General features: G+C 43.5%; 1 protein-coding gene. It reads right to left on the bottom strand.

Annotated elements, in window-relative coordinates; translation table 11 throughout:
• Positions 1 to 1,138 (bottom strand): TonB-dependent receptor domain-containing protein (locus tag R7Q47_RS25840; RefSeq protein ID WP_318090208.1); only part of this gene is annotated, 1,138 nt, incomplete at both ends.

Genomic DNA, 1,138 nt, shown 5'->3' with positions numbered 1-1,138 from the left:
GGAAACCTTGGCTGATTTGCGCGAATAAACGATGTTGCTCATTAAGCTTATAAACAGAACCTAAGCGGCCTGTAAATGCAGAATCAGAGAACTTTTTGTAGTCGCTAGCCGCGTTACCACTTGGGTTGCTGCTTGTGTCGCCTGGATCGGTTTCAAATGCATCCCACCGTACGCCTGGAGTAATCGTAAAGTTACCTACCGTAATCTCGTCTTGTAAAAAGAGCCCGTAACGACGCTCGCTCGCAGAAGGAATATAGAAAATTTCTTTGTTCGCGCTTGCACTGTTGTACTCTTTGTTGACGTTCTTAATGTCTTTATCACTAAAGGATGCACCGTACACAAAGTAATGCTCTGTACTACCAAGCGAGAGATATTTGTCAAACTGTGAGTCAAACTGGTAGCCTTCATCCTCGTAGATGTAGTCTTTACGTTGGATATTCTGACCTTTAACACGATCAGTAATGCCGTTTTCTTCTTTGCTAAGCCAATCTAGTTGCCAGGTAAGGGAGTCCGCTAGGGCCGTTTGCATCTCCCAAATATGTTTTATACCAACTTGATATTGCTCTGTTACATCTTCACTTGTTGCATTCGTATAACCGTTGTAAGACTGCTTTCCGTTGCCTTTGTTGCGAATATAATTCCCATTGAACTCAACACGATGTGCATCATTGACTTGGTACTGAAGTTTAACCAATAAGTTGTTCGCTTCAGTACTTGCATCTGCTAGATCTCCAAAGTTATCCAGTTCATTGCCGTCGCGACGCGTATAGGCAACTAAAGATTCCAAATCGCCCGTTTTGTTTGCAAGTGCAACAGATTCACTGAATGTATTGTCTTCAGAAGAGTAGTTGAACTTCGCATGGCCACCAAAGTTACGACCCTTAAGGAAATCAGCCGGATCTTTGGTTTCAAATGCGACAATGCCACCAATTGCGTCAGAACCATGCAGAGACGATGCTGCACCTTTTACAATTTCAACCGCTTTTATTAGGTCGGTATCCACGTTAACGCGAGCAGAGTTAATGAACGTATTCCCTGATTCGAACTGGTTACCTTGAGATACGCCGTCCACAAGAACCTTAATTCGGTTACCTTCGATACCTCGAATATTGATACTCTGGACACCTTGACGCGAGTT

It is taken from the genome of Vibrio sp. Vb0349, from assembly GCF_033338975.1.
Note: the sequence above shows the minus strand (reverse complement) of the source record. Positions and strands in the feature narration are given on the sequence as shown.